This is a genomic window from Pseudomonas shirazensis (assembly GCF_014268785.2).
In the GTDB taxonomy this organism is placed as follows: Bacteria; Pseudomonadota; Gammaproteobacteria; order Pseudomonadales; family Pseudomonadaceae; genus Aquipseudomonas; species Aquipseudomonas shirazensis.
Window position 1 is genome coordinate 1,490,533 of record NZ_JABWRD020000001.1, and the last position, 24,352, is coordinate 1,514,884.

Annotated in this window: 24 protein-coding genes and 1 pseudogene; 4 read left to right on the forward strand and 21 right to left on the reverse strand. The window is 61.7% G+C overall.

Going from position 1 to position 24,352, the window contains the following annotated elements; all coding sequences use genetic code 11:
- Nucleotides 1–40: 40 nt before the first annotated feature.
- From HU736_RS06510 to HU736_RS06525, 4 genes are read right to left on the reverse strand one after another with little or no spacing between them, the layout of a single operon-like run.
- Nucleotides 41–1,096, reverse strand: coding sequence for a DUF1615 domain-containing protein (locus HU736_RS06510; RefSeq protein WP_340610094.1), 1,056 nt, complete (start codon nucleotides 1,094–1,096; stop codon nucleotides 41–43).
- Between the two features lie 23 nt (nucleotides 1,097–1,119).
- Nucleotides 1,120–1,671 carry an isochorismatase family protein gene (locus tag HU736_RS06515; RefSeq protein ID WP_181087346.1) on the reverse strand — a complete coding sequence of 184 codons (552 nt, stop codon included), beginning with the start codon at nucleotides 1,669–1,671 and terminating at the stop codon, nucleotides 1,120–1,122.
- A 56-nt stretch (nucleotides 1,672–1,727) separates the two neighbouring features.
- Nucleotides 1,728–2,447 carry a thioesterase II family protein gene (locus HU736_RS06520; protein ID WP_186699265.1) on the reverse strand — a complete coding sequence of 240 codons (720 nt, stop codon included), beginning with the start codon at nucleotides 2,445–2,447 and terminating at the stop codon, nucleotides 1,728–1,730.
- A gap of 10 nt (nucleotides 2,448–2,457) precedes the next feature.
- On the reverse strand, nucleotides 2,458–2,679 hold the full coding sequence (locus HU736_RS06525; RefSeq protein WP_181106659.1) for an MbtH family protein: 222 nt from the start codon (nucleotides 2,677–2,679) through the stop codon (nucleotides 2,458–2,460).
- A gap of 191 nt (nucleotides 2,680–2,870) precedes the next feature.
- Here HU736_RS06525 and HU736_RS06530 point away from each other — a divergent pair, with 191 nt between their 5' ends.
- The gene (locus tag HU736_RS06530) at nucleotides 2,871–3,488 is read left to right on the forward strand and encodes a LysE family transporter (RefSeq protein ID WP_103437747.1); all 618 of its coding nucleotides are present in this window, start codon (nucleotides 2,871–2,873) and stop codon (nucleotides 3,486–3,488) included.
- Between the two features lies 1 nt (nucleotide 3,489).
- Here HU736_RS06530 and HU736_RS06535 read toward each other — a convergent pair whose 3' ends face one another.
- The 6 genes from HU736_RS06535 to HU736_RS06560 form a co-directional block, all read right to left on the reverse strand.
- Entirely contained in the window at nucleotides 3,490–3,891 is a 402-nt protein-coding gene (locus HU736_RS06535) for a hypothetical protein (protein ID WP_101320300.1), read from the reverse strand.
- 98 nt (nucleotides 3,892–3,989) lie between these two features.
- Entirely contained in the window at nucleotides 3,990–4,367 is a 378-nt protein-coding gene (locus tag HU736_RS06540) for a response regulator (protein WP_101320302.1), read from the reverse strand.
- 44 nt (nucleotides 4,368–4,411) lie between these two features.
- Entirely contained in the window at nucleotides 4,412–5,638 is a 1,227-nt protein-coding gene (locus HU736_RS06545) for a hybrid sensor histidine kinase/response regulator (protein ID WP_186699263.1), read from the reverse strand.
- Nucleotides 5,632–6,207, reverse strand: a complete 576-nt coding sequence (locus HU736_RS06550) for a chemotaxis protein CheB (RefSeq protein WP_186699261.1) — start codon at nucleotides 6,205–6,207, stop codon at nucleotides 5,632–5,634. Before HU736_RS06550 ends, HU736_RS06545 begins: the two co-directional genes overlap by 7 nt.
- Entirely contained in the window at nucleotides 6,204–7,025 is an 822-nt protein-coding gene (locus tag HU736_RS06555) for a CheR family methyltransferase (protein WP_103437751.1), read from the reverse strand. The genes HU736_RS06550 and HU736_RS06555 overlap by 4 nt, the downstream gene beginning before the upstream one ends.
- Nucleotides 7,022–10,480, reverse strand: a complete 3,459-nt coding sequence (locus tag HU736_RS06560) for a response regulator (RefSeq protein WP_186699259.1) — start codon at nucleotides 10,478–10,480, stop codon at nucleotides 7,022–7,024. The genes HU736_RS06555 and HU736_RS06560 overlap by 4 nt, the downstream gene beginning before the upstream one ends.
- A gap of 253 nt (nucleotides 10,481–10,733) precedes the next feature.
- On the opposite strand from HU736_RS06560, the gene HU736_RS06565 reads away from it, so the two are divergent.
- Nucleotides 10,734–11,102 carry a response regulator gene (locus HU736_RS06565; RefSeq protein WP_103437753.1) on the forward strand — a complete coding sequence of 123 codons (369 nt, stop codon included), beginning with the start codon at nucleotides 10,734–10,736 and terminating at the stop codon, nucleotides 11,100–11,102.
- Nucleotides 11,103–11,123: 21 nt separating this feature from the next.
- Here the strand turns inward: HU736_RS06565 and HU736_RS06570 are convergent.
- The 4 genes and pseudogenes from HU736_RS06570 to HU736_RS06585 form a co-directional block, all read right to left on the reverse strand.
- A pseudogene (locus HU736_RS06570) lies at nucleotides 11,124–11,318 on the reverse strand (hypothetical protein); the annotation flags it as partial.
- A gap of 2 nt (nucleotides 11,319–11,320) precedes the next feature.
- Nucleotides 11,321–11,749, reverse strand: a complete 429-nt coding sequence (locus tag HU736_RS06575; RefSeq protein ID WP_186699255.1) for a RidA family protein — start codon at nucleotides 11,747–11,749, stop codon at nucleotides 11,321–11,323.
- Nucleotides 11,750–11,816: 67 nt separating this feature from the next.
- Nucleotides 11,817–12,029: a PLDc N-terminal domain-containing protein gene (locus HU736_RS06580; RefSeq protein ID WP_101320321.1), complete on the reverse strand. Its 213-nt coding sequence runs from the start codon at nucleotides 12,027–12,029 to the stop codon at nucleotides 11,817–11,819.
- A gap of 73 nt (nucleotides 12,030–12,102) precedes the next feature.
- A complete protein-coding gene (locus tag HU736_RS06585; protein WP_186699253.1) occupies nucleotides 12,103–12,573 on the reverse strand; it encodes an FAD/FMN-containing dehydrogenase in 471 nt (156 codons plus the stop codon).
- 141 nt (nucleotides 12,574–12,714) lie between these two features.
- Here HU736_RS06585 and HU736_RS06590 point away from each other — a divergent pair, with 141 nt between their 5' ends.
- Complete coding sequence (locus HU736_RS06590; protein WP_103437756.1) at nucleotides 12,715–13,722, forward strand: GlxA family transcriptional regulator; 1,008 nt, start codon at nucleotides 12,715–12,717, stop codon at nucleotides 13,720–13,722.
- A 6-nt stretch (nucleotides 13,723–13,728) separates the two neighbouring features.
- Here HU736_RS06590 and HU736_RS06595 read toward each other — a convergent pair whose 3' ends face one another.
- Both HU736_RS06595 and quiC read right to left on the reverse strand, forming a co-directional pair.
- Nucleotides 13,729–14,400 (reverse strand): TetR/AcrR family transcriptional regulator, encoded by a 672-nt coding sequence (locus HU736_RS06595; protein WP_101320329.1) that lies wholly within the window; start codon nucleotides 14,398–14,400, stop codon nucleotides 13,729–13,731.
- A 129-nt stretch (nucleotides 14,401–14,529) separates the two neighbouring features.
- Nucleotides 14,530–16,437, reverse strand: a complete 1,908-nt coding sequence (gene quiC / locus HU736_RS06600; protein WP_186699251.1) for a 3-dehydroshikimate dehydratase QuiC — start codon at nucleotides 16,435–16,437, stop codon at nucleotides 14,530–14,532.
- Between the two features lie 304 nt (nucleotides 16,438–16,741).
- Between quiC and HU736_RS06605 the strand changes: the two genes are divergently transcribed.
- The gene (locus HU736_RS06605) at nucleotides 16,742–18,118 is read left to right on the forward strand and encodes an MFS transporter (protein WP_186699249.1); all 1,377 of its coding nucleotides are present in this window, start codon (nucleotides 16,742–16,744) and stop codon (nucleotides 18,116–18,118) included.
- Nucleotides 18,119–18,152: 34 nt separating this feature from the next.
- Here the strand turns inward: HU736_RS06605 and HU736_RS06610 are convergent, their stop codons facing one another.
- The 5 genes from HU736_RS06610 to HU736_RS06630 form a co-directional block, all read right to left on the reverse strand.
- The gene (locus HU736_RS06610) at nucleotides 18,153–19,565 is read right to left on the reverse strand and encodes a DOPA decarboxylase (protein WP_186699247.1); all 1,413 of its coding nucleotides are present in this window, start codon (nucleotides 19,563–19,565) and stop codon (nucleotides 18,153–18,155) included.
- Nucleotides 19,566–19,661: 96 nt separating this feature from the next.
- Entirely contained in the window at nucleotides 19,662–20,606 is a 945-nt protein-coding gene (locus tag HU736_RS06615; RefSeq protein ID WP_186699244.1) for a LysR family transcriptional regulator, read from the reverse strand.
- 63 nt (nucleotides 20,607–20,669) lie between these two features.
- Entirely contained in the window at nucleotides 20,670–21,383 is a 714-nt protein-coding gene (locus HU736_RS06620; protein WP_103437761.1) for a YebC/PmpR family DNA-binding transcriptional regulator, read from the reverse strand.
- A 125-nt stretch (nucleotides 21,384–21,508) separates the two neighbouring features.
- Nucleotides 21,509–22,900 carry an FAD-dependent oxidoreductase gene (locus HU736_RS06625; protein WP_186699242.1) on the reverse strand — a complete coding sequence of 464 codons (1,392 nt, stop codon included), beginning with the start codon at nucleotides 22,898–22,900 and terminating at the stop codon, nucleotides 21,509–21,511.
- A 15-nt stretch (nucleotides 22,901–22,915) separates the two neighbouring features.
- Nucleotides 22,916–24,232, reverse strand: a complete 1,317-nt coding sequence (locus HU736_RS06630) for an MFS transporter (RefSeq protein WP_186699240.1) — start codon at nucleotides 24,230–24,232, stop codon at nucleotides 22,916–22,918.
- Between the last annotated feature and the right edge of the window lie 120 nt (nucleotides 24,233–24,352).

Below are 24,352 nucleotides of genomic sequence, written 5' to 3' on the forward strand. Positions count from 1 at the left end.
GGTTTCAGGGGCTGCCAACAGCCCCTGAAATGCTCGTCCATCAGCGTTTCATACAGCGCTGATAACGCTCATCTACTCGACCAGCGAACCACGCCGTGGTCAGCTTGCGGGTGATCTTCGGGCTCTTCAGCTCGATCCCTGGCAACACCGCGCGCGGCAGCGACTTGCCGGCTTTGGCATCTGCCAGCGCAAATACCTCGCGATACAACTCGCTCTCCTCGAACGCAAGGCTTTCGCCCTCCTCCAGCTGGCTGCGTATTTGCGTGTTGCGCAAGCCCAGCGTCACCCCCAGCTTGCGTGCTGCCTGCTCGGTAGCGCCGGGCATGATCGAGCCCGGTGCAATCAGGTCACCATCGAGCGCCAGGCTGACGCCACTGGCGCGACTCAGCGCCGCCTGAAACGCCGCGTTGCGGCTGGCGTACCAACCCGCATTGAAGTCGCCAAAACGGTACAGCTGGCGCGGGTAATGCGCCGGATACCCCAACAGGTGGGCGATGCCGAAATACATGCCGCCGCGTCGGCTGAACACCTCCTGGCGAATGGTACCCTGATAGCTATAGGGGTAATTGCTGGCATGACGTTGGGCAAAGTCAATACTGACCTGCATCGGCCCACCGGTGTGCACCGGGTTAAGCCCGCCGAGCAGCGTCTTGCCCAACGGCAAACGTTCGATGACCTCGTCGTACAGCGCGCTGAGCTGCTTCTCGCTGCGCACCGCCGCCAGCCGCTGCTGATACGACTTGCCGTTGCCGGAGGGCGTCAGCAACGCAGCGTCCACCAGCAGTTTGGGGATATGCAGCCGGCCGGCCCGGCGGTCGATCTCGGCGCGGGCGATGCGGCCCAGGTTGGGCACCTGCGGGTCGGCGGTAAAGGTTGATTCCTGCTCGGTCACGGCCAATACCGCGCACAGATTGCTCTTGCTCGGATCAAGTTGCTGAGCTGTAAACGCCGTCTGGATGTCTTCGGCCCAGCCCTGACGGTCGTTGAGTTGGGCGGGCAGCAGCCGCAGCAGTTGTGCGCGAACCTTGGCCGGGTCTGCTTCGGGAGCACTCTCACGCTGACCGGCACACCCTTGCAGCAGGGCCAGAATCACCACGCCGGCCCCGGCCAGACGCCGGTTCAGGGTTGTTCTCCGACCATGTAGGTTTTGCTGATATGGCGGAACTGCGGATGGGCAGCGCTGCCCATTAGCTCGAACACGACCATCTCGCGGGTGACGATCTGCGCACCGGCGGCACGCATGCGCGCCAGCGCTGCAGCCTTATTCGCCACGGTACGGCTGTCGCAGGCATCCTCGACGACAAAGACCTGCTTGCCCAAACCGAGCAGGCCAAGCACGGTTTGCAGTACGCACACGTGGGTCTCCATGCCGCACACGATCACTTGCTCGCGCTCGAGCAAGCTGGCCGGCAGACACTGCGCGGCCACGCAGGAAAAGTGCTGCTTGCTGACCACCTGCGCGGCCGGAGCCGCCGCCGTGAGCTCGGTCAGGGTTGACCCGAGGCCTTGCGGGTATTGTTCGGAGATTACCGTTGGCAGCTGCAGCTCGGCAGTTGCCGCTAGCAACCAGCGCGCTCGCGCCCGGGTACCGGCCGGGTCGCTCATGGCGCCAATCAATTTTTCCTGGATATCGACGACCAACAGCGTGGCCTTGAGCGGATCAATCAACATTGCCCATCCCTTGCTTAGGAAAACTCAAGCCTCTCGCAAGCAAGGGAGGACGTCAATCAGGCAGTCAGGCGCAGCGGCTCGAGGACCTCGGTCAGCACGCTCAGCACGCGGTCTTCGTGCTGATGAATGAAGAAATGCCCACCCGGAAAGTGCTGCAGAGAAAACTCCCCAAGCGTTTCTCGGCTCCAGGCCTGCAACTGATCGGGGCTGGCGCGATCCGTCTCGCCACCGAGCACCCGCAACGGGCAGCGCAGTAATGGCCGCTGGCGATAGGCATAGCGGCCACACAGGAGAAAGTCAGCGCGCAGGATCGGCAAGGTCAGGTTCATCAGCTCCTGATTGTTCAACACCTCCTCAGGCGTACCTTGCAGACTGCGCAGCTCGGCGATCAACTCGGCGTCGCTGCGTGGCTCGCGCCAGCGGTTGCCGTCGTAGTCCTCGCGCCGAGTGGGCGCGGCGGTACCGCAGGCAAACAACGCCAACGGCGGCGGGCAACCCAGCGCCTGCAGTTCGTGGGCCAACTCAAACGCCACCAGCGCGCCCAGGCTATGCCCAAGCAGCGCGTAAGGCGCGTTGGCTGCCAATCGTTGCTCAGCGGCCAATTGCCTGGCCAGGCCCAGCAGGTCGGTGTGCAACGCCTCGCCCATGCGCGCACCGCGACCTGGCAACTCCACCGGACGCACCTGCAGCCAGGCAGGCAGCTTGCGCCGCCAGCGGCCATAGACCATTGCACTGGAGCCTGAGTAGGGAAGGCACAACAGGTTGACTACGCTCATCGGCAGACGCTCACTGCGCCGCCGCTGCTGCCATCTTCTGGCGCAAGCTCAGCGGTCGCATGTCGGTCCAGACCTCATCGATGTAGGCAAGGCATTCCTGCTTCAGGCCGCTTTTGCCCGCTGCGCGCCAGCCCGCCGGGATCGCTTTGTAATCAGGCCAGATCGAGTACTGCTCCTCATGGTTGAGCACCACCTGAAAAACGATATCGTCACGGTCGAAAACGGAAGTCATTGTCTGTCTCCTTGAAAATTGCCCGCCCCAGCACGGTCGGCGCGGGGCGATGGTTGCGGCCGTCTCAACGGCACTGACTTCAAGAGAACGTAAAAGCCCCGGGCAAAATTAGTCACCCGTGGTCTTTGCAAGCGCCGCCAATGCTGTCATACATCCAGTTACATCTGCCCAGCGCTTCGAGGAGAACAACAATGCTCGGTGTGACCGACTACGGCGCCTTCGTCATCGCTTTTCTGATCCTGCTGGCCATCCCCGGTCCTGGCAACTTCGCGCTGATCACCGCTACCGGCAAGGCGGGCATCAAAGGTGGCCTGGCTGCCACGTGCGGGGTGATTCTCGGCGATCAGGTATTGATGTGGCTGGCGGTGGCTGGGGTTGCCACGCTGCTGGCGGCCTACCCCGCGGCGTTCCATGTGGTGCAGTGGGCCGGCGCGGCCTATCTCGCCTATCTGGGACTGCGCATGCTGCTCAGCAAGGCCGGCGGCGCACCGCGCGTCAGCCGCATGGACAGCGGCCATTACCTGCGCCAGACGATGATGATCACCCTGCTCAACCCCAAGGCGATCATGTTTTACATGGCGTTCTTTCCGCTGTTCATCGACCCGGTTCGGCACCAGGGCATGGTCACTTTCGCCTTCATGGCGGTAACCATCGCCGCGCTGACATTGCTTTACGGGCTGGTGGCCGTGCTGCTGACCCATCACCTGGCCGAACGCATGCGCGCCAGCCCCAAACTGTCGAATGTGCTCGAGCGCCTGGCGGGTGCTTGCCTGATTGGCTTCGGGATAAAACTGGCGGCGATGCGCTGACTCAGGCGTCACGCAACAGGTCGTGCGCATCGAGCAGGCGGAAAGCAACTTCCGGGTTGCGCTCCAGCCCCCGGCGGATGGCTGCGGGGATGGCCTGGCGGGTCTTGCGGCACAGACCAGGCTGCTCGGCCAGTTCGATGAGGATACCGCGCATGGTGCGCACTTCGTTGAAACTGGGAGCAATGTGCACGCGGATGCCAAGCTGATCATGCATCAGCTGCTGCAAACGGTGCAGATCTTCAAGGCCCTTGAGGTTTTCCAGGCGTTCGAGCAGGCGTTTTTCTTCGTGGCGAGTCAGGCGCAGGATACGCTGCGCTGCAGGCGATGCGGCTTGCAAGTCATCGCGCCCGCAGTCGCAGGCACCGGGCGGGCAAGGTTGACGTATCGGCTGGCTGGCTGTCATGTGCCTAGCATAGCCGTTGTCACCGAGCCGCAACCACCGCCGTTGCTGATCCGAGAGCGGACAAATCGATACCCGTGCTCAGATCAGCGAGCAACCTGTCATTGCAATAGATCCTGGATCTTGTCACGCAGCGTATCCAGGTCGAACGGCTTGGCCAGGATCGGCGCCTTGCGCGCAATCGGGCTGCCGGATTCGAGAATCTCGGCTGGATAGCCGCTGATGAAAATCACCTTCAGATCAGGCCGCAGCTTGACCGCTGGCTCGGCGATCTGTACCCCGGAGATCCCACCCGGCAACCGGTAATCGGTGACGATCAGGTCCAGATGAGGCTTGCGCGCGAGAATCTCGAACGCCTGCTGGCCGTCTTCGGCAACCAGCACGTGGTAGCCCTCACCTGAAAGATAGTCGCGCAAGATCATCCGAATGGCCGGTTCATCCTCGACTACCAGTACAACATCTTGTGCATCTTCGCTCATGACAACGCCTTGGAATTCAGCAAGTTGGCCATCTGACCCCGGGCTTAAGCAGAGGTTGCCTGCGCCTGGTCGGTTTGTTGTGACAGCGCCGTCAGTGGCAGCAGCACGCTGAATGTCGCGCCTTGGCCTACCTCGCTGTCGATCTGGATCTGCCCACCATGGGCCCTGACAATCTGCTCGGAGATATACAGACCCAAGCCCAGGCCTCCGATGGCCTGCTCTGCTGCAACACGCTCGAACTGCTGGAAGATCCGCTGCTGGTTGGCGGCGCTAACGCCGATACCGTGGTCCTGCACCTGCACCCAGGCCATCCCGGCCTGCTCGAACACCCGTACCTGCACCGGTTGCCGCTGACCGTAACGCAATGCATTGGACAACAGGTTGGCTACCACCTGTTCAATTCGAAACTCATCCCACTCACCCTCAACTGTATCGCAGCGTTGCAGCTCGATGTGGGTGTTGGAGGCCAGCGCCTGCGCTTCGAAGTTCTCCACCAGGCCGCTGACCAGCTGCGCCAGGTCGAACTGGCGCGGCCGCAGCGACAATTTACCGGTGCGGATGCGCGATACGTCGAGCATGTCCTCGATCAGCCTGATCAGGCTGTTGATCTGCCGCTCGTCGCGCTCGACCATTGCCTGCAGCTTGTCTTCGCTGAATGCAGCCAGGTTGCCTCGCGACAGGTGCATCTTGCGCAGCTGGGTTTCCAGAATCAGCCCGTTCAGCGGCGTGCGCACTTCATGGGACACGATCGACATGAAGTCGTCGCGCATGCGCACCGCGCGCTCCAGCTCGCCCCGCGCCACCTGTAACTGACCGAGCAACACTTCCTGCTCCTGACGGCTGCGCTCCAGGTCCTGCAGCTGGCGGTCGAGCACCTTGCGCTGGCGGTACAGATCGACAAACACCGACACCTTGCTCTTCACCGCCATGGTGTCGAGGGGTTTGTGCAAAAAGTCGACGGCGCCACTTTCGTAGCCCTTGAACGCGTAGTTCATCTCGCGCCCGGCGGCGCTGACGAAGACGATCGGGATGTGCTTGGTTTTTTCCGTGCCGCGCATCAACTCCGCCAGCTCGAAGCCGTTCATGCCGGGCATCTGCACGTCCAGAATGGCCAAGGCAAATTCGTGTTCAAGCAACAGCCCCAACGCGTCTTCGGCAGACTGCGCCTGGTGCACTTCACGGTCTTCGCCATGGATCAGCGCGGCGAGGGCCAGCAGGTTCTCTGGCAGATCGTCGACGATCAGCAGTTTGGCGGTAATCTGGCTTAACATGCGCTGGTTTCCAGGCTGCCGAGCAATTGCCCGATGCCGCTCAGAGTAAGTATGTAGTCAGGGCTGTGCAGGGCCAAGGCGGCCTCCGGCATCAGCGCGACTTGTGCGTCCTGCGGGTCCTGAACCACTGTCCGGCCTCCGCATTTTTTGATGTAGGCGAGCCCGCGCGCGCCGTCTTCATTGGCACCGGTCAGGAGCACACCAAGCAGCCGCTGGCGATAGGCATCGGCTGCCGAGGTAAACAGAAAATCAATCGCCGGGCGAGAGAAATGCACCGGCTCCTCCTGGCTCAGCGACAGGCTGAAATCCTGCTCGACCGACAAATGATAGGCCGGCCCGGCCACGTAGATCAGCCCAGGCTCGATCAACGCCTTGTCACGCGCCTCCAGCACGGGTCGCTGCACCTTGCGCTGCAACACTTCAGCAAGCTGGCTGTGGCGGTCATCCGGCAGATGCAGCACACACAGCACCGGCACGGCGAAGCCCTGCGGCAGGCTGCCGAGCACGGTGAACAGGGCTGCGACGCCACCCGCCGAAGCGCCGATCACTACCGCATCGAAGCCTGTCATGATTTACGGAAGATCCGTTCAGGTTTGACCAAGGGCTCGAACTGCTCGCTGTAAGCAGAAAAATCCACCGACTCCTTGCTGCCCAGCACCAGAAAGCCGCGGTGGCACAGCGACTCGTGGAACAGGCCAAAGGCGCGGTCCTGCAAACTCTTGTTGAAGTAGATCAGCACGTTGCGGCACGACACCAACTGGGTTTCAGAGAACACACTGTCGGTGGCCAGGCTGTGGTCGGCAAAGGTCACGTTGTCGCGCAGGCTGCTGTCCATGATTGCGTTGCCGTAGGCGCTGGTGTAGTACTCGCTGAAGTCCCGGCGGCCACCGGCCTTGCGATAGTTTTCTTCATAGCCCTGCATGTTCTGCATCGAATAGATGCCCTGCTTGGCTTTCTCCAGCGAATGCGGGTTGATATCGGTGGCGTAGATGATAGTGCGCTCGAGCAGGCCTTCCTCGCGCAGGAGGATGGCCATCGAGTACACCTCTTCACCGGTGCTGCAACCAGCGATCCAGATCTTCAGCGACGGCCAGGTGCGCAACAACGGCACGACTTCTTCGCGCAGTGCAAGAAAATGCCCAGGGTCGCGAAACATCTCGCTGACCGGGATCGTCAGGTACTGCAGCAACTGCATGAACATGCCCGGGTCATGCAGCACCCGCTCCTGCAGCGCCGACACCGTACGGCAGTCGAACTGACGCAGCGCGTGCAGGATGCGGCGCTTGATCGACGCCCCGGAATAATCGCGGAAGTCGTAGCTGTACTTGAGATAGATCGCCTCGATCAGCAATCGGATCTCGATGTCGGTGTTGCGCTCGCTAGTCAAATTCGCTCCAGTTGCGGCAGCCAGACGCGGATCAGTGAGAACAGCCGGTCCAGATCAATCGGCTTGGCCAGATAATCATTGGCCCCAGCCTGCAGACAGCGCTGCTGGTCGTCTTTCATCGCCTTGGCGGTCACGGCAATGATCGGCAGTTTGCGCCAGCGCGCTTGCTGGCGAATCAAGCGAGTAGCCTCGTAGCCGTCCATTTCCGGCATCATCACGTCCATCAGCACCAGGTCGATGTCGTCGTGAAGCTCCAGCTGCTCCAGCGCTTCGCGTCCATTGCGGCCGATCTCGACGATGGCGCCCTTGTGTTCCAGGGCGCTGGTCAGGGCGAAGATGTTGCGCACGTCGTCATCGACCAGAAGGATCTTGCGGCCCTCGAACACTTTGTCACGGCTGCGCGCCGTCTTCAGCATGCGCTGACGCTCGTTGGACAACTGCGCCTCGACCTTGTGCAGGAACAACGTCACTTCATCGAGCAGACGCTCCGGCGAGCGCGCGCCCTTGATGATGATCGAGCGCGAGTACTTGAGCAGTTCGGTTTCTTCTTCGCGGGTGAGGTTGCGCCCGGTATAGACGATGACCGGCGGAAACGCGCGGATATCTTCGGCCGTCATTCGTTTGAGCAGCTCGTTGCCGAGCATGTCGGGCAGTTTGAGGTCGATGATCATACAGTCATAGATGTTCTCGCGCAGCAGCTCGAGTGCATCCTGTGCCAACGCCACCGCCGTGATTTCGATATCGTCGTCCCCGATCAGGCGGGCAATGCTCTCGCGCTGCAGGTCGTCGTCTTCAACCAGCAGGATGCGTTTGAGCTTCTGGGTCAGCTTGGCCTCGAGCAGGCCGAACACCTCTTTGAGCTCTTCGCGACTGGTCGGCTTGACCGCGTAACCGACCGCGCCCATGTGCATGGCCGCTTCGACACGGTCTTCGACCGAGATGATATGCACAGGAATATGGCGCGTGCTGGCCTGTTCCTTGAGCCTCTGCAGCACGGTCAGGCCGGAATGGTCAGGCAGGCGCATGTCGAGCAGGACCGCATCCGGCAGGTACTGCGCCGCCAGCTGGAAGCCCTCGTCAGCGCTCTGCGCGGCCAGGCAGTTGTAACCCAGTTCATGGGCCAGGTCGAAGAGAATACGGGCGAAGTTCGGCTCGTCCTCGATCACCAGAATGCAGCGCTTGCTGAACGGCGCCAGCTCGCGGTCATCGGCAAACGCGTGGCGCGGCAGCGGTACTGCTGCTGGTACCTGCGGCGCGGCCGGCAACTGATCGACAGCTGGGCGCAGGGTCTGCACCTCGACCGGCTCATCCGACTCATAGCGCTCGGGCATGATCAGGCTGAACACGCTGCCTTGGCCGGGGCTGCTGTCGAGGCTGATCTGGCCACCGAGCAGATGGGCCAGGTCGCGCGAAATCGACAGGCCCAGCCCGGTTCCACCGTAGCGGCGATTGCTGGTGCCGTCGACCTGATGGAAGGCGCCGAAAATCGCCTGCTGTTGATCCGGCGCAATGCCGATACCACTGTCGCGCACGGCAAACACCAGGCCGACGCCGGCCTGCTTGCTGATGGTCATGCTGACCTGGCCACGCTCGGTGAACTTGATCGCATTCGAAAGCAGGTTCTTGAGAATCTGTTCCAGGCGCTGGCGGTCGGTGAACAGCGTCGCCGGCAGCGGGTGCTCGAGCACGACCTGGAAGTCCAGGCCTTTGTCTTTGGCCAGCGGCACGAACATGCTGCGCAGGCCTTCGACCAGGCGCTCGACCTGGGTCGTCTCGGGGCGCACTTCAAGCTTGCCCGCCTCGACCTTGGCGATGTCGAGAATGTCATTGATCAGGTTGAGCAGATCGTTGCCAGCCGAATAGATCGAATCGGCGAACTTGACCTGTTCGACGGTGAGGTTACCCTCGCCGTTTTCGGCGAGTAGCTTGGCCAGGATCAGCGAGCTGTTCAGCGGCGTGCGCAGCTCGTGGGACATGTTGGCGAGGAATTCGGATTTGTACTTGCTCGAGCGCTGCAAGTCTTCGGCGCGGGCCTGCAGCTCCTGCTGGGCTTCATTAAGCTCGCTGTTCTTGCGATCGAGTGCCTCGGTGCGCTCGGACAAGCTCTCGTTGGTCTGTTCAAGCTCGGCCTGCTGCGTCTCAAGGTGCGCTTGCGATTCCTTCAGCACGCGGGACTGTTCTTCCAGCTCCTCGTTGGCAGTCTTGAGCTCTTCCTGTTGCACCTGCAGTTCTTCGTTGAGCTGCTGGGTTTCGGCCAGCACCTCTTGCAGGCGCTGACGGTAGCGGGCGCTTTCGATCGACATGCCAAGGTTTTCGGCAACGCGCTCGACCATCTCCTGGTCACGCTCGCTCAGCGGGCGCAGGAAACCAAGTTCGACGACGCCATTGATCTGGCCATTGTCGCGAGTCGGCATCAACAGTGCGCTGCGCGGCAAGCCGCTGCCCAGACCCGAGCTGAGGCGGAAGTAATCTTCTGGCAGCTGATCGAGGCGCACCACGCGCGACTGGCGCACTGCTTCCGACACCAAGCCCTCGTCGACGCCCAGCGCCTGCGTACGCAGTTGCTCCTCGGCGCTCAGGCCGTAACTGGCGACACGGACCAGGCTGCCGTGCTCGTTACGCACATACAACGCGCCAACCACACTGCCCAGGTACGTCGCAAAAAACTGCAGGATATTGTCGCCCAGCATCGGCAGGGTCAACTGCCCCAGCACTTGCTCGGCCAGCTGGGTCTGGCCATTACGCAGCCAGGCATTGTGTTCAAGGCGTTCATTGGCGCGCTGCTGCGCCTGCATGTTACCTACGTAGCTGTCCGACAACGCCAGCAAATCGCGGCGTCCCAGATACGCCAGCAGGCCGCTGAGCGCGACGATAAACAGTACGAAGGTGGTAATCGCCGTGACGGTAACCGTGTTGACGGTCTGGTTACGGACCTGGCGCAGTTGCTGTTCGTTGCCGATGAAGTCGTCAAACTCTTTGCGCACCTCGTCGGTGATACGCTTGCCGCGACCGTTGGTGATCGCCTGCTGGAATCCGCCTTGAGTCCGGCGCAGGGTGATCATCTCCTGGCCAAAATCGTTCCAGGCATGCTGCAGCGCGCTCAGCCGATCAATCCGGTCGACCTGCGCCGGGTTGTCTGCCACCAGCTCGCGCAAGCTGTCCAGGCTTGCGAATATACGCGGCTTGGCCACCTCGTAAGGGTCCAGGAAGCGCTCGTCACCGGTGATCAGAAACCCGCGCATGCCGGTTTCCATGTCGATCGACAGTTTCAGCGTTTCGTTGGCATTGCCAATCACGCGGTCGGTGTGTTCGACCCATTGCATGGCCGAGAGCAGGTAGCTGATTACCGCGACAAACGCCACGGCACCAAGCAGGCCCACGCCAAGTGGCAAGCCGACGTTGCGGCTTAACAGCTTGCGAAAGCTCTGCTGGTCCATAGAAGCTGCTTGAATCATCTGATAACGCCCGAGCGAATTAACTGTTGAATACCGAGGTGCCGGCACCTGCAAGATGCTGCTGCAGTGTCCCACTGGCGGGTCTGACAGCGAAGTCTAACCAGCTTTGCCATTTATGGCAGGGGCATTTAGCCAGTATTTGAGAACGGGATGCGCCAATCGTTCCATCTGATTGCAGTGAACGTTATATTGGGAACTTCTGGGCCTGATACGGGCACAGAGTAGAGACACTTATCTGGTACAGGACCCCGACATGCACCCCCTTCTAGTAGTCGAAGACGACGGCATCGTACGTATGCTGATGGTCGAAGTGCTCGAGGATCTTGGCTATAAGGTGATCGAAGCAGCAGACGCCACCAGTGCCCTGGCTATCCTCAATGACCCTGCAACGCCCTTGGACCTGCTTATGACCGACGTCGGCTTGCCCGATATGAGCGGTCAGGATCTGGCGGGTAAAGCACGGGAAATTCGCCCGCTGCTACCCGTGCTGTTTGCCAGTGGCTATGCCGACAGCTTGAGCGTGCCGGAAGGCATGCACTCGATCGGCAAGCCGTTCAGTATCGATCAGTTGCGCGACAAGGTCGTGCAGATGATCGGGCCTGCAGACTCCACGCAGGCCTGACTCACAGCTAAAAGACAGCTGTCACAACTTGGTTGCAGCGGGCCGAGCGCCGTCGATCTGGCGCAGTGTAATCAAGCGCTCGCTGGCCGGCACCGGCCGTCCATACAAGAACCTCTGGAAATGCGAGCAACCCTCGGCGCGCAGCAGTTCCATCTGCTCGGGCGTCTCGACCCCTTCTGCAGTGGTCTTGATCATCAGGCTGCAGGACAGCTCAGAGCCTAGCGGTCGCATGCGCCATGCCCTGCGATGGCAGCGACTGCGTCAACCTCTATCAGCATCCCATCAAGCGCCAGACGTGGCACCGGGATCAGCGTGCAGGTTGGCTTCATGTGCGCGCCCCAAGCCTGATCTGCCGCCTGCACCCATTGGCGCAGACGCTCTTCGCTGTGATCAACGATAAGCAAGGTGAGTTTGAATACATCGCCCAGACCGGCACCTTTGGAAGCCAGCGCCAGCTGCAGGTTGAGCAACGCCTGGGCCGCCTGTTCAGCAAACAGTGCTGAAAGGTTGCCCTGAGCGTCTTCGCCGCCCTGCCCGGCTACATACAGCAGGCAACTGTCGGAGCGGACCTGAGCAACATGCGAATAAGCATTGGCGCTGGGGTCATAAAGGCTGTCGGGATTGGTCAATTGGAAAACGTGGGACATGCGGTCGCTCCATCGAGTGAAAGAACGACCGAGTATCAAACCTCAGGTTAACCCGAGGTCAAGAGGATTATTTTTCTTCCAGCACATGACGGCCTTTGACTGCCCGCGGGCCGCGCCACATCCAGAACAACAGCCCAGGCACTGGCGCGTAGACGACAAAGACGATCCAGAGCATTTTTCGCTCCGCTCGCCGTTCACTACCGATGATGTTCCAGATCGCCCAGATTTCCAGGGCGATGACCACAGCGGCGACAATGATCCAGATCGTTCCGATTTCCATAAGCGTCCTCCCGTGAGCATGTAATGCTTTGGTCCCGCAGAGGGCGCAAGGGTTCATTCCGATTCAGCCCGTCTCAGGGCTTCGTCACCTGATCCAGCGCACTTTGCAGCGCCTTGGCATCGCTGAACTGCTGTTGTGCTACCACGCGACTGTGGTCCAGTTGCAACCAGAGCACCTGGCCTTCCTGCCCAGGGTAACGGCTGGCGACTTCACCTTGACGATCAAGCATGACCCGGTAGCTGTAGTCACGCATGGCTGGAATGGCGAACAGCTTGCTGATTATAGATGGCATACGCTGGATATCCGCGACGAACACTGCCTGCCGCGCCTCCAGATACCCCTTGGGCTGCTCGGCGATGGCCGCCTTGACCAGCTTGGCGCCGTCCATGTCGCGGGCCACAAGCAGAATGCGCGTGTCGCCATCCAGAGTGTAGCTCTGGTCATGCTGATCCTGCAGGGTCCAGGGCGCGAGTTGATCGCCAACTGCAACGGCATTGGCCACGAGCGGCAGGCAGGCAAGTAACAGGGCGGCGGCGAGTTTCATCTGGATTACTCGGATTGACGGCCCGCCAGCATAGAGCATGTCGCCAATAACGACCTCAACTACCACCCCAGCGCCGCCTCTGTTGTCTTTGCCCGGCGCCGGCAGCACACTCACCGCGTCAGCCAGGAAGCGGAGCCGGCAGTGGCCACACCTCGTCAATTCAGCAAGAAGACCAGCACCAGCAACATGTTCCGGACCAAGTCCGCAGATGCCAGTGTGCAGAAGCCCTACCAGGTCGATTTCGTCTTGCTCGAACACTTCTCGATGGCCAGTTTCACCGTGGCCATGGACGTCCTGGTCACGGCCAACCTGCTGCGCGCCGACAGCTTCGGCTTCACCCCGCTGTCGCTGGATGGCGAACGCGTGCAAAGCGACCTGGGCCTTGAGCTGATCGCCACCGATCTGGATCCGGCAACCCTCAAACAGGCTGATCTGTTGATCATCTGCGGCGGTTTGCGTACTCCACTCAAGTACCCGGCGCTGGATCGGCTACTGCAGGATTGCAACCATCATGGCCTGGCCTTGGGCGGACTGTGGAACGGTGCGTGGTTTCTCGGGCGGGCCGGAGTTTTGAGTGACTATGGCTGCAGCGTTCACCCCGAACAGCGTGCCAGCCTGGCCGAGCGCAGCCCGCAAACGCGGATCACCCCGGCAAGCTTTACCCTTGACCGTGATCGACTGACAGCAGCCAGCCCCAATGGCGCGATGGAATTGATGCTTGGGCTGGTACGGCGCTTGTACGGTGACGCCCTGGCCGAAGGCGTCGAGGAGATTCTATCGTTCTCCGGGGCGCGCTATCGCCAGGTTGGACCTGGCGCGAAAAAATCCATGAGCCTGCACCTGCGCACCATTGTCGAACTGATGGAAAACAACCTCGAAGAGACCCTCAGCCTGGACCAGCTGGCCGCTTACAGTGACCGCTCGCGGCGCCAGATCGACCGCCTGTTCCAGGCGCAACTGGGCACCTCGCCGCGGCGCTACTACATGGAGCTGCGCATCACCAAGAGCCGGCGCCTGCTGCAGTACTCGGACCTGTCGGTGATGGAAGTCGCCGTCGCCTGTGGGTTTGTCTCGGTGTCGCACTTCAGCAAGTGCTATGCAGCCTACTTTGGCTATCCGCCGTCGCGCGAGCAACGCCTGGGCGAATAGTCCGGTTCAGGCACGGATATAGCGCAGCACGACGTCGCCGATCATCTGTTTGTGGCGCTGCTTGACCTGGTCATCGGTCATGTCGATCTGGAAGATCTCGCTGAAGGTGTGCCGGTTGGAGACCCGGTAGAAGCAGAACGAGCTCATCAGCATGTGCAGGTCGATGACTTCGATACCCTCGCGGAACACGCCCTCGGCAACGCCGCGTTCGAGCGTGTGACCCAGTGTCTCCAGCACCACGCTGCTCATCTCGCGGATGACCGGTGATTGCTTGACGTATTCGCCATAGTGGATGTTTTCAGTCGAGACGATACGTACGAAGTCGACGTTGTGGTCGTGGTGGTCGAAGGTGAACTCCACCAGCCGGCGGATGGCCTGCTCTGGCGGCAAGGTCTCCAGATCAAGGCTGCGCTCGGTCTTGCGAATGTCGCCATAGAGCTTGACCAGGCACTCGACGTAGAGCTGCTCCTTGCTGCCGAAGTAGTAATAGATCATGCGCTTGGAGGTGGCAGTACGCTCGGCGATGGCGTCGACGCGGGCGCCGGCCAGGCCTTGCTGAACGAACTCGCCAATGGCGGCCTGGAGGATGTCCTCGCGGGTCTTCTCCGGGTTGTTCTTGCGCGATTTGCGCGCCCCTTCCAGGGCGGGCTCGCCGAGGCTGACTACGGAATCACTCATACCCACTCACAGGCTAATTATTGGAATTGGAGGGATTATCCGTGACTGCTGCGACGCAGGGAAGCGCGCAGATGGTCGCATTGGTCAGGTTTTGTGACAGGTGCGCCGGCCGCTGGGCCGGCGCTTGCCTTACAACACTGGTTTGCGTGCTGCCCCGCTGCGGGCCTTGGCCATGGCCGCCAGGCGAACCGCGACGTTGGCTGCGCCGTAACCGGCATACCCACCCTTGCGCTGGATGATTTCGAAGAAGAAACGCTCTTCGAACGGTTCGGTGTACACGTGGAACAGCTCGCCACCTTGGGCGTCACGGTCGTACAGCACGTTGTAGTAGGCCAGCTCACTGAGGAACTCGTCGTCGAAATCAAACCGCGCAGCGAGGTCGTCGTAGTAGTTCAGGGGGATTTCCAGCAGCGGCACACCGGCGTTTTTTGCCCGCGCCACTTCACTGAAGATGTCGGCACAGTCAAAGGCGATGTGGTGGACGCCCGAGCCACGATAGCTGGACAACGCGTGGGCAATCGCAGTGTTGCGGTTCTCCGAGATATTCAGCGGCAAGCGCAGGGTGCCACACTGGCTGCGCAAGGCACGGCTCTTGACCAGGCCGTAGGGGTCGGGCAAGACCACCTCGTCGTCGGCCTCGAAGTCGAACAGGCTCTTGTAGAACAGCACCCAGCTGTCCAGCGATTCGGCCGGCAGGGCCAGGGCCATGTGGTCGATGCGTTGCAGGCCACCACTGGCGCCGCTGGAGCCATCCAGACGGAAGTCGCTATCGTAGATGGTATGGCCGGCACCGGCCTGCTCGACCAGGTAGATCAGGCTGCCATCCGGCGCACGCACGGCCGGGATCTCGCGCTCGTTGGGCCCGACCAGGCCACGGAATGGCTGGCCACGGTAGGCGGTGGCACGCTGCAAGGCAGCCTGGCCGTCCTTGACCCGCAGTGCGGTGGCGCACAACGAAGGGCCATGGGCTTCGAAGAAGTTGTGCGCGAATGAATAGGGCTCAGCGTTGAGCACGATGTTGATATCGCCTTGGCGCAGCAGCCGGACACCCTTGCTGCGGTGTGCACCCGCCTCGACAAAGCCCAGGCGCTTGAGCCAACCACTCAGACGCGCCCCTACCGCTTCATCGACGGCAAACTCAAGGAACTCGACGCCGTCATAGGTACTGGCTGGCGCCGGGTCAAACAGTACCTCAGGCTCGATCGGCTGGGCCTCTCGCTGCAATTGCAGGCGAGTTTTTTCTTCCAGGTACAACAGCGAACGCAGGCCATCGGCAGCGTTCTGCCGGGTAGGTGCAGCGCGGAAGCCATCGTTGAAGATCTCCAGCGACAACGGCCCGCGGTAACCGGTCTGCAGAATCGGCGCGAGGAAACCGGCCAGGTCCATTTCGCCCTGCCCCGGGAAGCAGCGGAAGTGGCGACTCCACTCCAGCACGTCCATGGCCAGGATCGGCGCATCAGCCATTTGCACGAAGAAAATCTTGTCGCCCGGAATCTGCCGGATTGCACTAGGGTCGCCCTTGAGCGACAGGGTGTGGAAGCTGTCGAGGATCACCCCCAGCGCCGGGTGATCGGCCTGGCGTACCAGGTTCCAGACCTGCTGGTAGGTATTGACGTGACGGCCCCAGGCCAAGGCTTCGTAGCCAATGCGCAGGCCGCGGGCACCAGCATGTTCGGCCAGCAGGCGCAGGTCGTCGACCAGGATCTGCTCATCGCTCAGCGCGTCCGCCTGCACGTTGCTGCACACCAGCACCAAATCCGTTCCCAGCTCCTGCATCAGGTCGAACTTGCGCTCGGCGCGGTCGAGGTTTTTCTGCAGACGGTCGCGGCGGCAGCCTTCGAAGTCACGAAATGGCTGGAACAGGGTGATGGCGATGCCCAGATCGGCGCACATCTGGCGGATCTCGCGTGGGCTGCCGGCGTAATAGAGCAGGTCATTTTCGAAAATCTCGACGCCGTCAAAGCCGGCTGCGGCGATGGCTTCGAGTTTTTCTGGCAGAGTGCCGCTCAAGGACACGGTGGCAATCGAACGCTGCATGCTGGAGTTCCTTGTTATTTGAGAAGCGTCAGCCGAAAAACCCTTGCAGGTGCTTGGCAGAATCGATTATTCGCGGGTAAAGTCCTGCCATCAATGACTTTTGTACGAAACAGTTAGTTTTTGTTCGATTACCGAACAAAAGCGAATTTGGCGAATTGATTCGGTGCTCGAGCCTGGGCAACCATGAATCCAGTTACAGACCATTCGAACTCCTCACTGCCCTGCGAACGTTCAGCGGACCCTGTACCGACAAGCCCAGCGTCACGACATAATAAGTTCAATAACAAGAACAACGGAGACAACAATGGCTCACTCCAGCTCTCAAGCCAAGAAAGCGACCGCCAGTGGGTGGATAGGCTCGGCCCTCGAGTACTACGACTTTTTCATCTACGCCCAAGCCGCAGCACTGATCTTCCCGCAGATCTTCTTCCCGTCGATGGACCCGAAAATGGCCATCATCGCCTCGCTGGCGACTTACGGTGTCGGTTACCTGGCCCGTCCGGTGGGTGCCGTTGTCCTCGGTCACTGGGGTGATACCCGCGGCCGCAAAAACGTTCTGCTGCTGTGCATGTTCCTCATGGGTATCTCGACCATGGCCGTTGGCCTGCTGCCGACCTACCATGACATTGGCATCATTGCCCCGATCATTCTTGTGCTGCTGCGCCTGGTTCAGGGCTTTGCGGTCGCCGGTGAGATCTCCGGTGCCAGCTCGATGATCATGGAGCATGCGCCGTTCGGACGCCGAGGTTACTTCGCCAGCTTCACCCTGCAAGGGGTTCAGGCAGGTCAGGTACTGGCTGCGGCGGTGTTCCTGCCACTGGCCTACTTCATGCCAAGCGAAGCTTTCAACGAGTGGGGCTGGCGCATTCCGTTCCTGCTCAGCGCATTCGTCCTGGTAGCCGGTTTCATCATCCGTAGGGAAGTCCACGAGACCCCGGCCTTCGTCAAGGAAGAGAAGCAGGACAAGATCGCCCGCTCGCCAGTAAAGGAAGCGTTCAAGTACAGCTGGAAGCACATGGTCCTGGTTATGTTCATGGCCCTGATGAACGTGATTCCAGTCGTTGCCACCGTGTTCGGTGCAGCCTATGCGGTGCAGCCGGCTTACGGCATCGGCTTCGACAAGAGCGTGTACCTGTGGATCCCGGTAGTCGGCAACATCGTGGCAGTGCTGGTGATCCCGTTCGTTGGCAACCTGTCTGACAAGATCGGCCGTCGTCCAACCATGATTGCCGGCTGCCTGGGCTCGGGCCTGCTGGCCTTCGGTTACCTGTATGCGATCAGCATTCAGAACGTGCCGCTGGCCTTCTGCGCATCGATCCTGATGTGGGGCATGGTCTACCAAGGTTACAACGCGGTATTCCCAAGCTTCTTCCCGGAGCTGTTCAATACTCGCTACCGCGTCTCGGCCATGGCTATCGCGCAGAACATCGGCACCATGTTCACTGCCATGCTGCCAGCGGTATTCGCTGCCATCGCGCCGCCAGGCTCGGAAAACATCTGGCTGGTGGTAGGTGGCTCGGCGTTCTTCATCACCTGCATCTGCGCCCTGGCTGCCTACGTGGCTCCCGAGACGCACCGTCTGGCGATGGAAGACCTCGGCAACCCGAACGCCAAACCGATGGACAAAGATACCTACGAAGCTACCCGCAAAGGCAGCCTCAACACTGCTGCAACTCAGTAAAAACTGCCTGGGGCTGCATGCAGCCCCAGCCGTTTCAAGCGCTGACCACCGCCTGCAAGTTGGCCCACAAGCGTTCGACATGCTCACGCTCGGTGGGCAGCGCCCCTACCGATACCCGCACCATCCACTGCCCTTCCAGCGTTGCCGGCGTGACGTACGCCAACCCCGAACCATTGAGTCGATCGGCCCAGGCCCGGGTATGGGCATCCAGCGCCGCACCTTCCAGCCCGTCCGGGCAATGACGAATACACAACGTCTGCAACTGCACCGGGGCCAGTACCTGCCAATCTTCTGCGGCCTCGACCTGAGCGGCCAGCCAGCGAGCGTTGTCCAGATCGCGGCGCAAGCGCTGCTGCAAGGCCTCCACCCCTTCGCTGCGCAGCATCAGCCATAGCTTCAGCGCACGGAAGCGCCGCCCCAGCGGAATGCCCCAGTCACGCAGGTTCTTCACCTCGCCGTCGACCGCCGACTGCAAGTAACTCGGGTTGGTACTCATCACCCGAATCAGGTGCTGCGGGTCGCGCACGTAGTAAATCGAGCAATCGAAGGCCACCCCCAGCCACTTGTGCGCGTTGACCACGACCGAGTCGGCCAGCTCGATACCGTCCCACATCCAGCGACACTCAGGCAGGATCATCGCCGAGCCAGCCATGGCCGAGTCGACATGCAGCCATAGTTGGTGCGCCTGGCTGATAGCGCCGATCGCTGCCAGCGGGTCCAGCGCAGTGGTGGTCGTGGTGCCGGTGGTGGCGACTATCGCGCACGGTTGATTACCCGCCGCCAGGTCAGCCTCGATGGCCGCCTGCAACGCCGCTGGTTGCATGGCGAATTGCTCGTCGGTGGCGATCAGGCGGATGTTCTCGCGACCGAACCCTGCCAGCAAAGCCGCTTTGTCCACCGAGCTGTGGGCGTGGGCGCTGGCATATACGATCAGCGGCTTGGGCTGGCCCTGCAAACCACCACGGGTCAGGGCAAAGTCACTGGCGCGCTCGCGCGCGCAGATCAACGCCACCAGGGTGCTGGTCGATGCAGTGTCCTGGATCACCCCGCTCCATTGGGTAGACAAACCCAGCAATTGTCGCAGCCAGTCGAGGGTGGTTTCTTCCAGCTCGCTCAGGGCCGGACTGGATTGCCAGGACAAGCCGAGCACGCCCAGGCCGGTACTGAGAAAGTCGCCCAAAACTGACGACAGGGTGCCGTTGGAGGGGAAGTAGCCATAGAAGTCTGGATGCTGCCAGTGCGACAGGCCGGGCATGACCAGCTTGTTGAAATCGTCGAGGATGGCTTCGAAGGGCTCGCCTTGATGCGGCGCAGCTACAGGCAAGGCGGCTTTCAAATAGCCGGGCTCGACCTGCGCCATGACCGGGCGCTCGGCGATGGTCTGGCGATAGTCGGCAATCAGGTCGATCAGTTGGTGGCCGTGTTGGCGAAATTGTTCGGGGGTCACGCGCGGGCTCCTTGCGGGCTGAGAATCGGCTGCTGTTGCTGCCGCCCAGTCTAGGCGCGTGGCCGTCGCGCAATAACCCCGCCTGGTGCATAGGTACTATGGCGAAGGCGCATGCCCGCCGTACACGCCGAACTGCGATTGGCGCCACACTTCATAGACCCGGTTGCGCAGCCAGCGGTGCTCGGCCGACGCCTGCAAGCGCTGATGCCAGACCACCCAGTAGCGCTGGCTGTGCTCGACAAAGGCCAATGGCCGCCAGGCCAGGCCGTGCAACCGGGCCAGCTGCCGAGCAATGTGCTCCGGCACCGTCACCAGCGCCTGGCTGTTGCCAACCACCTGTACGGTAGCCGAAAAGAACGGCAGCTCCAGGCTGATCCGGCGCTGCAAACCCTGTGCCCGCAGATGGCGATCAATGAAGCTGTCCTTGTCACCGCCGCCACTGATGCGCACATGCTTGAAGGCCAGATAATCATCCTGACTCAAAAGCTCACGGGCGGTCAGTGGGTGATCAGCGCGCATCAGGCATACGGCGCGGTCTTCGCCGAGCAGGCGGCCATGAAGGTTGGCCGGCGACTCGTCGAACAGTGTCGTGGCCAGGTCGATCTCACCGCTGGCGAGTTGCGCATACTGCCCTGCCTGCCAGGTACGAAAATCCAGCGACACCCCTGGTGCCTCAACTTCAAGCGCCGCCACCAGCAACGGCAACATATGCTCGGCAACGTAATCCGACGCGGCCAGACAAAAGCGCCGCTCGCACCTCGCTGGGTCGAACACAGCCGGCTCGCGCAGCGCTTGCAAGGCTTCGAGCACCTGGCGCAGCGGCTCGACCAGCGCCTCGGCATGCTCGCTGAGCACGTAACCACGGCCCTGACGGACCAGCAATGGATCATCGAACGCCTCGCGCAAGCTGGCCAACTGGCGGCTCAAGGCCGACTGGCTGACGCCCAGGCGCGCACCGGCATGGCTGAGGTTTTTCAGCTCAAGCAGGCAATCGAGGGTCCGAAGATGGGAGAGACTGAGCGAAGCGAAGACAGGATGCATGACGTACCACACAAAAGCAGCGTTGCGCCGCGAAAGGGCCGCAGTGCGGCCCCCATGCACTGATCAGTCAGTCAGGCCGACGTAGACGTTCTGCACGTCATCGTTGTCGTTGATCGCTTCGAGGAACGCTTCAACTTCAGCCAGTGCCTCGGCACTGAGGCTGGCAGCACTTACCGGGTTTTTCGGGGTGTAGCCGATTTTTGCCGAAATCACGGTAAAGCCCTGCGCTGGCAACGCCTTCTGTACAGCGTCGACGTCGGTCGTGTCGGTGATGAACAGGGTCGCGCCCTCCTCTTCACCTTCTTCGAAGTCCTGCGCGCCGGCCTCGATGGCAGCCATTTCCGGATCGGCGTCAGCGCTGTCCGGGGTGGCTTCAATCAGGCCAACATGGTTGAAGTCCCAGGCGACCGAACCGCTGGCGCCCAACTGGCCCTTGCGGAACAGCACGCGGATCTGGGCGACGGTGCGGTTGACGTTGTCGGTCAGGCACTCGACGATCAGCGGCACCTGATGCGGCGCGAAGCCTTCGTAGCTGACGGCGGTGTACTGCACCGCGTCGCCATCCAGGCCTGCGCCTTTGCGGATCGCCCGTTCGAGTGTCTCGCGGGTCATCGAGGCCTTTTTGGCCTGTTCTATCGCCAGACGCAGACGCGAGTTGGAGTCAGGGTCGGCGCCGGATTTGGCAGCGATCTGAATTTCCTTGGCCAGCTTGCCCATGATCTTGCCTTTGGCATTGGCTGCGGTTTCTCTGTGCTTGGCTTTCCACTGTGCGCCCATGTCGACTCTCTACGTTTCAGCGGGCCGGTTCAGGAAGCGACCGGCCAAAGTGGCAGCAGTTTATACGGCCCTCGGCAAAAAATCTCGCGCCTGCACCGCCAGCCGGCACTGAGGCTTGATCAATATCAGCCTTTGTCGGCTTTGCCGGCGGCTGCGGCATACCTGGCCAGGCGCACGTCCAGCCGCCGTGGCCGCATGCCGCGGTCTTCTGCCCGCTCTTTGCGGCGGATCGCATCGCGCACCAGCAGCGAGCCCAGATAACGGATCGGCTCCGGCGGAAACTGCCCCAGCGGGCCTTTGACCAGCCCTGATCGGGTCCAGGGATTGTCCAGCCCCAAGGCCAGCGACGAGAGAATCTGCCCGCCCATATGACACGGGCCGACGCCACTGCCTGAATAGCCGAAGCCGTAAAAGACATTGCCCTGCCCGTCCAACCGCCCGAAGAAGGGCAAGCCGGTTACCGAACGGTCCGACGGCCCGTTCCAGCTCGCCGCAATCGGCACCTCGGCCAGCGCCGGGAAGAAGTCGTTGAGCGTCTGGCGCAGCAGCGGCTGGTACGGCGAAGGCTGGTCAAACACCGGCAGCATGCGCCCGCCGTAGGCAAAGGTATTGCCGCCCTTGCCGAGCATCAGCCGGCCGTCGCTGGTGTTGTGGTAGTAATGCACGAAGATGCGCGAGTCGAGCACGCTGATGCCGCTGTCCAGGCCGATTTTATCGAGCAGCTCAGGGCACGGCTCGGTGATCACCATATCGCTGGAGACGATCGCCACGCTGCGCTCGAACTGCTGGAACGCCCGCGCCATCCAGGCATTGAGGCCCAGCACCACTCGATCAGCACGGACCGTTGCATGAGCAGTGCGCACCTGTACCGGAGCGCCATGCTCAAGGCTGGTCATGGCCGTGCCTTCGTATATGCGCACCCCGCGCTGCAACGCAACGCGGCGCAAACCACGCACCAGCCGGCCCGGCTGCACTGTAGCGGCTGCCGGCGAGAACCAGCCTTCTAGATGGCGCGCAGAGCCCGCCCGCTGCTGCACCTGCTCAAGCGCCAGTCGCTCGAAAGAATTGATGCCCTGACGCGCCAAGGCGGCAATCACCGCATCGGTGCCGCCCAGTTGCGCGGCGTTGCTGGCGGTATACAGGGTGCCATCCATGCGGTAGTCGCAATAGATGCCGTTGGCTGCGCAATAGTCGCCGATGGCTGCAATACTGCGCTCCGATTCGCGCACCAGGCGCACCGCTTCGGCCGCGCCGAACAAGCGCTCGAGGGTGAAGTACTTGGCCGACCAGGACAACGCACAACCGCCGTTGCGGCCACTGGCCCCGGCGCCGCAGATATCGGCTTCGATCAGCACCACCTCCAGCTGCGGCGCCTGCTCCTTGATCATCAATGCCGTCCACAAGCCGGTATAACCACCACCGACGATGCAAACATCACAGCGGATGTCGGCGCTCAGCGGCGGGCACAGTGTGTCCTGCTCCTGATCCAGGGCTTGTTGCAGCCAGAAGGGTCTCATCGCTTGGGCTTTCCTTTAACTGCGCAGTGGCTTGATTGCCATGCTGGTGTTGGGGGCAACGTCGACCACCTGTTCGGCGGCGACCGGTCGGCTGTTCCAGTGCGGTAGCAGCACCAACGCGGAGAACAGCGCGCAGCCAGCAAACACGATAAATACCGTGACGCTGTCGAAGTAGCCCGGCAGCAAGCCGCCCAGCACCGCGCCCACCGAGCCGCAACCGTTGACGAAGCCTGCGGCGGTAGCACCGGCCTTGGCGCTGCCAAAGTCAATTGCAGCGGCGCCGCTGATCATTGAATCGGGGCCGTACAAGGTCAGGCCCATGACAAACAGCAGGCCCACCACCAGGGCAATGCTGCCGCTGTTCATCGCTGCCATGAACAACGCCAGGGTCACCGTCAACAGCAGCAGGCTGATCACGCAGGCGGGCATGCGCCGGGCCCCGAACAGCTTGTCCGACGCCAGCCCGATGATGATCGGCCCGAGCAGCCCGGCCAGCTCGAATGCGGTGGGAATGATTGCAGCACCCACCTTGCCCACCGACGGCATATGTTCAAACACGATCACCGGGCCCCAGAGCAAGATGGCGTAGCGCGCTGGCTTCAACAGAAAGTAGGCCAGGCCCAGTGTCAGCACCGTGCGATTACGCAGGATCTCACGCAGCGGTTGCCATACGCTGCACAGGTTTGGCCCTGGAGCCATGCTCTGCGGCTCTGGCTCGACCGCCGGCAGGCCGACGTCTTCAGGCTTGTTGCGTTGCAGAAAGAAGAACAACACCGCCACCAGCGCCACCACCACCGCACTGGAGAAAAACGCCGCGTGCCAGGTGCCGATCAAGGTATACGCCCACCAACCGGCAAACGGTGATGCCACCAGGCCGCCGAAGGCGTAGCACGAGCTCCATAGCCCCAACACCCGGCCACGCTGCGACGATGGGAAGAAGCTGCCAAGGTTCTTGCACAACCCCGCCCAACCGGTCGACTGCGCCAGGCCCTGAATCAACATGCAGGTGGCGAAGATCGGGAAGGTTGCGTAGCTGCCCATCACCACCGCCGCCGCCGCTGAAATCAGCAACCCGCCGAGCACTACCACGCGCGGCCCGAAACGGTCGGCAAGCATGCCCCAGGTGAACTGGCCGACTGCGTAGGCAGCCAGATAGATGGCATCGAGGTTGGCCATTGCCGCCTTGTCGAGCATGAAGCTTGGGTCTTCGCCGATGCCCAGCTTGGCCACCGAGAAGGCCTTGCGGGTGAAATAGAAGCCAGCGTAGGCCAGCCAGGTAATGGCGAAAATCTGGATACGCCACCGTTTGATGGTGGCAAGGGTTTGGTTCATGGGAGTCTGACCTCTCGCTCAAGTGTGCCGGCAGAATGTGAAAAAACGCCTGTCTTGTTGTTTTGAGTCGCACTACATGACGGTGGCCATCGTCGGGTCAGATAACAGGGCGGGCTGACA

What these genes read in the sequence shown, in the direction of transcription:
- HU736_RS06515 (WP_181087346.1), bottom strand. Translation starts at nt 1,671, where the DNA reads ATGTTGATTGATCCGCTCAAGGCCACGCTGTTGGTCGTCGATATCCAG.
- HU736_RS06520 (WP_186699265.1), bottom strand. Translation starts at nt 2,447, where the DNA reads ATGAGCGTAGTCAACCTGTTGTGCCTTCCCTACTCAGGCTCCAGTGCA.
- HU736_RS06525 (WP_181106659.1), bottom strand. Translation starts at nt 2,679, where the DNA reads ATGACTTCCGTTTTCGACCGTGACGATATCGTTTTTCAGGTGGTGCTC.
- HU736_RS06530 (WP_103437747.1), top strand. Translation starts at nt 2,871, where the DNA reads ATGCTCGGTGTGACCGACTACGGCGCCTTCGTCATCGCTTTTCTGATC.
- HU736_RS06535 (WP_101320300.1), bottom strand. Translation starts at nt 3,891, where the DNA reads ATGACAGCCAGCCAGCCGATACGTCAACCTTGCCCGCCCGGTGCCTGC.
- HU736_RS06540 (WP_101320302.1), bottom strand. Translation starts at nt 4,367, where the DNA reads ATGAGCGAAGATGCACAAGATGTTGTACTGGTAGTCGAGGATGAACCG.
- HU736_RS06545 (WP_186699263.1), bottom strand. Translation starts at nt 5,638, where the DNA reads ATGTTAAGCCAGATTACCGCCAAACTGCTGATCGTCGACGATCTGCCA.
- HU736_RS06550 (WP_186699261.1), bottom strand. Translation starts at nt 6,207, where the DNA reads ATGACAGGCTTCGATGCGGTAGTGATCGGCGCTTCGGCGGGTGGCGTC.
- HU736_RS06560 (WP_186699259.1), bottom strand. Translation starts at nt 10,480, where the DNA reads ATGATTCAAGCAGCTTCTATGGACCAGCAGAGCTTTCGCAAGCTGTTA.
- HU736_RS06565 (WP_103437753.1), top strand. Translation starts at nt 10,734, where the DNA reads ATGCACCCCCTTCTAGTAGTCGAAGACGACGGCATCGTACGTATGCTG.
- HU736_RS06575 (WP_186699255.1), bottom strand. Translation starts at nt 11,749, where the DNA reads ATGTCCCACGTTTTCCAATTGACCAATCCCGACAGCCTTTATGACCCC.
- HU736_RS06580 (WP_101320321.1), bottom strand. Translation starts at nt 12,029, where the DNA reads ATGGAAATCGGAACGATCTGGATCATTGTCGCCGCTGTGGTCATCGCC.
- HU736_RS06585 (WP_186699253.1), bottom strand. Translation starts at nt 12,573, where the DNA reads ATGAAACTCGCCGCCGCCCTGTTACTTGCCTGCCTGCCGCTCGTGGCC.
- HU736_RS06595 (WP_101320329.1), bottom strand. Translation starts at nt 14,400, where the DNA reads ATGAGTGATTCCGTAGTCAGCCTCGGCGAGCCCGCCCTGGAAGGGGCG.
- quiC (WP_186699251.1), bottom strand. Translation starts at nt 16,437, where the DNA reads ATGCAGCGTTCGATTGCCACCGTGTCCTTGAGCGGCACTCTGCCAGAA.
- HU736_RS06605 (WP_186699249.1), top strand. Translation starts at nt 16,742, where the DNA reads ATGGCTCACTCCAGCTCTCAAGCCAAGAAAGCGACCGCCAGTGGGTGG.
- HU736_RS06615 (WP_186699244.1), bottom strand. Translation starts at nt 20,606, where the DNA reads ATGCATCCTGTCTTCGCTTCGCTCAGTCTCTCCCATCTTCGGACCCTC.
- HU736_RS06620 (WP_103437761.1), bottom strand. Translation starts at nt 21,383, where the DNA reads ATGGGCGCACAGTGGAAAGCCAAGCACAGAGAAACCGCAGCCAATGCC.
- HU736_RS06625 (WP_186699242.1), bottom strand. Translation starts at nt 22,900, where the DNA reads ATGAGACCCTTCTGGCTGCAACAAGCCCTGGATCAGGAGCAGGACACA.
- HU736_RS06630 (WP_186699240.1), bottom strand. Translation starts at nt 24,232, where the DNA reads ATGAACCAAACCCTTGCCACCATCAAACGGTGGCGTATCCAGATTTTC.